This window comes from Bradyrhizobium sp. Ken01, assembly GCF_055807355.1.
The window spans coordinates 1-4,969 of record NZ_JBVVPC010000109.1 but is presented as its reverse complement, the minus strand read 5'-3'; the positions used below and the strand labels follow the sequence as shown (position 1 = coordinate 4,969).

The 4,969-nt window shown below is 59.3% G+C and carries 5 protein-coding genes; 3 read left to right on the top strand and 2 right to left on the bottom strand.

Features of this window, described 5'->3' with window-relative positions:
* The first annotated feature begins 887 nt into the window (after window positions 1-887).
* The 3 genes from AC0L3S_RS38770 to AC0L3S_RS38760 all read left to right on the top strand — a co-directional run bounded on the left by AC0L3S_RS38770 (window position 888) and on the right by AC0L3S_RS38760 (window position 3,440).
* Window positions 888-1,403 carry a GNAT family N-acetyltransferase gene (locus tag AC0L3S_RS38770; RefSeq protein WP_473285183.1) on the top strand — a complete coding sequence of 172 codons (516 nt, stop codon included), beginning with the start codon at window positions 888-890 and terminating at the stop codon, window positions 1,401-1,403.
* 231 nt (window positions 1,404-1,634) lie between these two features.
* On the top strand, window positions 1,635-1,988 hold the full coding sequence (locus tag AC0L3S_RS38765) for a hypothetical protein (protein WP_473285180.1): 354 nt from the start codon (window positions 1,635-1,637) through the stop codon (window positions 1,986-1,988).
* 765 nt (window positions 1,989-2,753) lie between these two features.
* Window positions 2,754-3,440 (top strand): hypothetical protein, encoded by a 687-nt coding sequence (locus AC0L3S_RS38760; RefSeq protein WP_473285178.1) that lies wholly within the window; start codon window positions 2,754-2,756, stop codon window positions 3,438-3,440.
* A 138-nt stretch (window positions 3,441-3,578) separates the two neighbouring features.
* On the opposite strand, the gene AC0L3S_RS38755 is transcribed toward AC0L3S_RS38760, so the two are convergent.
* The gene (locus tag AC0L3S_RS38755; RefSeq protein WP_473285175.1) at window positions 3,579-4,181 is read right to left on the bottom strand and encodes a hypothetical protein; all 603 of its coding nucleotides are present in this window, start codon (window positions 4,179-4,181) and stop codon (window positions 3,579-3,581) included.
* A gap of 572 nt (window positions 4,182-4,753) precedes the next feature.
* A partial coding sequence (locus AC0L3S_RS38750) for a hypothetical protein (RefSeq protein WP_473285173.1) occupies window positions 4,754-4,969 on the bottom strand: 216 nt, incomplete at its 5' end.

Below are 4,969 nucleotides of genomic sequence, written 5' to 3'. Positions count from 1 at the left end.
CGATGGCTACGTGCACGAGGCCGTCGAACCCTGCGGCGAAATGGCGAATGCGCGTACGGCAAAACCGTGTGGTCCTGTCGTCCAGCGATTTCGATACGAGGGGCGGAGCTAAAAAGTCTTGTCCGGCGAATAACTTACCGGGATAGTCGACCGGCGCTTGGTCCGGCCCGAAACCGCTGGGCCCTATTAGGCCCTAGTTTCACACGTTTGGACGATAGTTAGGTCCGCGCACAGCAACGCCCCGTCGAAGGGCTCGATGGCCCGGCGGATCGCGCTTTTTACTGAGGAACCTGCCTCGCGCATGGTACGTTACGCTCCATCACCGGCCACGATGTCAGGGCGTCGGTTGACTGAGAGACGCCACAGCGCTCCCGCCTCAAAGCAGGAGCGTTTCTTGTGCCGGAACGGATCAGCCCCGAAACTCGGAAACTTCTGGACCGCGCTCAACGCGCCATAGAAGACGCAATCTCGCTCCGCGAGAACACCCGGGACCAGATCGCCTCAGCAAAGCAGCAAAGGTTGCTGCTTGAACTTATGCTGCGCCAATTTACCCCCCCCCCCCCGCAAATTAAAGGCCGCCTCAACGGGCGGCCTCTCATTTAACCGCAAAGCAGCATCTACTGTTTGGCGACGACCCGCTCTGTGAAGACGGTCGGCAGCACGATCCTCTGGAAGCAGACAGCGATGGCGGGGAGCCGCAACGGACGCGGCGCGGGCCTGCTGGATGCGATGGCCGGCTTGCCGGGTGTTTGGTAGCCCTGCGCTGGCGGCGCGCTGTAGCGCTGTTTAATGAATCTTGACGCTGACGCCTGCGCCGCCGGGTGATGGTGGCGCGCTCGACGCTGGCGTGGCAGCTTCTAGTCTTCGCGGACTGCAGGGGGTTAATCATGCCTGATAGCTATCGCGCCATCGAACATCTCCGCGATGGGCGTCCGATCAAAATCCGGGCGCTTCGGCCGGATGACGAGGACGACATACTCGCGGCGATCGGGCGCACCAGCACGGAGGCGCTACGGCGGCGTTTCTTCGTGGCGAAACGCGGCTTCTCGCAGAAGGAAATCGATTTCTTTATGAGGATCGACTTCCGCAATCACGTCGCTCTGATTGCGTTGGCTGATGAGGATGGCCGCCCTATTATCGTCGGCGGTGGCCGCTACATCGTTGCTGAACCCGGCAGTGCCGAGGTGGCTTTCATGGTCATGGACGGCTATCAGGGGCAAGGCATCGGGTCGCATCTGATGCGGCATCTGGCGGGCATTGCGCGCGACGCCGGGTTGACGGAATTGATCGCGGAAGTGCTGCCGGAGAACACCGCCATGCGGAAGGTGTTTAGCAAGTTCGGTTTCCAGCCTGCGCCCAGCCGGGAGCCGCAGGTCATTCACCTTGTGATGCAACTCGTTTGATAACGGCCCGTTGTGCGGCTTCGCGCCTGACGCGTGCCTGCCCGTCGCTCGCGGTCGCCTGTCCGTCGTCGCGATGGTGAGGCGCTCGACGTGGTGATGACGCGATCACGTGACGCCGTGCCTGTCCTGTCGGCCGCCGCCATATTCTGAGCTAACCCGGCTTGCAGAGGTTCATTTGGAGTGAAACTATTAACGTTGATGCTATGCGTGCGGAGGGCGAAAGGACAGCCAATGCGCTATTACCCCGGCAAGGACCTCGAAGAGAGCCACCGCAGCACACTCGACGAGCATCCGCACGCTAAAGGAGCCGTGCAGGAGCAGATAAAACGCTCACGCGCACAGATCGTCGCAACCGAAAAACTCCTGCGCCGACCAGCAGTCGGCGGCACCGGACCTGTTGCAATGCCTACGGCGGCAGATTGCCGGGAATTCGCCGTTGCGTTCAAATGCAGGGCCGCTGAACCCGGCACAGCCGCACGGACAGCGAGCATCTTGAAGAATATATCTCGCAGTTTTACCGGCCTCGCGAGCCAACTTGCGATGCTGGAGACTGCGGAAAAGGCAGACCGCAGCGCCTCTATTTAAGGCACACTATTGCATGTTGTGATCAAACCGTTTTCCGTCGCCTTCTACTAAGGGGGATGGACGATCCTGACGACCGCCCTCCGAGCAATGACGCGCCGGAGCGGAAACAATCACGGATACAGCAGGCGCGACAGCTAGTCGCCGAACACATTGACGACCTGCGCGCCCTCCTCGAACAGCTCCGGCGCAAGATGAACTAACGTCGTTTTTGACGTTGGATGCGATAGGGGCCTGGCCGCTGTCTGGTGGCCCGGCGCTGGCGGCGCGCTGTACAGCGTTTCTAGCGGCCCGCCCTGAGGCGGACCGTTGTCGTGTAGAGCCGGGCGACCGATTACTTCGCGGTGCTGGTGGTGGTGGTGCCATCGCGCGCGTCCCGTCGTTCGTCTCGCCCCGTGCGCCGCTCCTGACGCCGCTCTGTGCGTCCTGTGCGTCGTTCCTGACGGCGTTCCGCTCGGCCACTTCGCCTGTCCTGTCGCCGCTCGGTGCCGGATTTCGGGGTATCTGCTGGCGGTGTTGTTGGTGTGGTGGGCGTTGCGATGGCTTGGGCTACCGCCTCCGACGCGGTCAGAACCGCTGACGAGGCGACCCCTCCAAATGCAGCCGCGCATCCAAGGAAAGCGAGTGCGCTGCGACGACAGACTTGCTTGGCTTCCGAACCTTGATCCATTTTCGTGTCCCGGTTCCGCGCCCCGAGAGCATCTCACCTCACGCAGGTAGACAGGCTGTTGATGTAAATCAACCGGACCACGGCTTGGCAAACGCCTCATGATCCAGCCGGTGAGAGACGATATCGTCATGCACAGCGATCTGAAAACACCAAAGTCGGCTGCCATAGCAGGGATCATCTTCTCCCTGCTCATGTTCACGATCTTTGGGCTGCTTCGACGTTCCATTCCAACTGACCCTTTGGAGCCCGGTGCATGGTTAGCCGCCGATACGAACTCAATTGAACTTGCGTTGAACTTAGTTCCTTTCGCCGGGATCGCCTTCTTGTGGTTCGTTGGGGTGCTGCGTAATCGTCTTGGTCATCAGGAGGATCGCTTTTTTGCCACGGTGTTTATCGGAAGCGCCATGCTGTTTCTGGTTATGCTGTTTACCGCAGCTGCTGTGATAGGCGCAGTCATGCTTTTGGCTTCCAAGACCGAACCGAATGAATTGATAAGTTCCGGCATATTTCGATATGCCCGCTCAGCCGCATTCATCGTCAACAATGTGTATGCTACCAAGATGGCTGCGGTCTTCATGGTCTCAACGTCAACTATTGTAATCTATACAAGCATCGCTCCGCGTTGGATCGCTTATATCGGCTACCTATTTGCGTTGTTGCTACTTATCGGGAGTTACTACATTGCGTGGAGCTTCGTGGTATTGCCCGCATGGGTCTTTCTGATTAGCGCGCATATCTTGATAGACAATTTACGGAAGCCTGGAGATGACATCGGTGCGCGATGACGAGATGCCGTCCGCTGTCGGTGATCGTGCTGCCGTCCCGTCGCCTGCCGTAGTGGACGATGAGGCGGTGGCGTGATGTCCTCCCACGTCCTGTCGGCCGCCGCGATATTCTGGAGCTAACCGGCTTGCAGACGATCATCAAATAACTTCTGAGACTATCTGCGCAGCCTTTGTAAGAAAAGCACTTTGGTCAGTGCGGGAAAAAGGACCGAAGTTGTATATTTCGCCAGATGGCACAATCGCGCAAAGCATGGAGCCAACTGAACTCTCTTCAATGCGAACTATGAGTAGCGGCTGGCGCTCTCTGGTTACTACGGCGGACTGCGGAAATTTATAAAACGCAGGGACGTTCGCACTTACCTCACCTATCGTTTGTGCGTTTTCATAATACATGAACAGAAGTCCCCTAAGCTCGACCATCTTCAAGGGCGTATTTGTTTTTGGATTTGGCAAAGCACTCAGGAATGTGATGCTCGGTGCTTCTTGCTCCTCGTTGCTCGGCGATTGTCCGGAGCGGTCTGTGCGTGTCCTTCTTTTTTCGAGCCAATCGGCAATGCCAATAAGCAATAATCCGGGTCCGACACACATTGCCAATTGGAAAGCGTCCGCGAGTGGGTGGTAGAAGCGTTCAGCAATCGCGGAGATGCCTCCTCGGTTATAAGTTACGAGGTAACTTGCGATGAACAGTGCAACGCCAACAACGATGAAACCGTAGCCGATCCATCGGATCAATAATCTCATGCGGCCCATCCCTTGCCGGCTCCGTTAATCCTCACAGCAACTAACGTTAGCATGCCCACAGCCTGCACGAGAACCGGGCGCACCGCGACCGGGGTCTCCCGCAACTGCTCCCCGATAGAGAGGCGGCGCGCCGGGGCCGCGCTTACCGGGGTAGCGGGCTGTTACCCCGATCCCGTCGCGGTGATGGTGTGCGTGGTCTTGATCGGTCGTCGTGATGGTGGCGCGCTCATGGCGCTGCCGGTGCGCGCCGCCTGCCGTGGTCGTCGCGGCGGACAAATCAGCGGTTGAGGTGTCGACAATGATGCGCGAGCGCTTGGCGCTGTCGATGGCCGCCGGGGGTGGCCCCTCATCCGCGCAGGTGCTGTGGAGGGCAAGGCAACCGGGGGGCGGCGCGACGCCAGTCATCGAGGGTATCTGGTGCGAGAAAATCCGTGGTTGCGGTTGCAGCAGTGTGGAGTGCGGGTCGTGCTACTCAATGTGCGCCAAGCCCCGCAGCAATCAAACTCCGCAACTCAGCAAAATGACGGTATCTGCCCAAAAGGAAGCCGGGTCCTGGTCGCGTCATGTCGCAATCAGGGGTGCGCTGACGCGGCGGGCGGCGAAGCCAGTTGGTGGAGAATGGCCACGAGCTCGGTGTGCACAGGTGATGTCCGGTCACTGAACGCCTCGATTGGGTTAGCTTCAGTCAGCCGGTTGAGACGCGTGAGCAGGCGAATGCGCTGACGGCGTGTAAGTTTCGCCTCCGACGAGCGCCACCGGAAGAACAGCCGATACAGTTCACCGTCTCC

What these genes read in the sequence shown, in the direction of transcription:
- AC0L3S_RS38770 (WP_473285183.1), top strand. Translation starts at nt 888, where the DNA reads ATGCCTGATAGCTATCGCGCCATCGAACATCTCCGCGATGGGCGTCCG.
- AC0L3S_RS38765 (WP_473285180.1), top strand. Translation starts at nt 1,635, where the DNA reads ATGCGCTATTACCCCGGCAAGGACCTCGAAGAGAGCCACCGCAGCACA.
- AC0L3S_RS38760 (WP_473285178.1), top strand. Translation starts at nt 2,754, where the DNA reads ATGATCCAGCCGGTGAGAGACGATATCGTCATGCACAGCGATCTGAAA.
- AC0L3S_RS38755 (WP_473285175.1), bottom strand. Translation starts at nt 4,181, where the DNA reads ATGAGATTATTGATCCGATGGATCGGCTACGGTTTCATCGTTGTTGGC.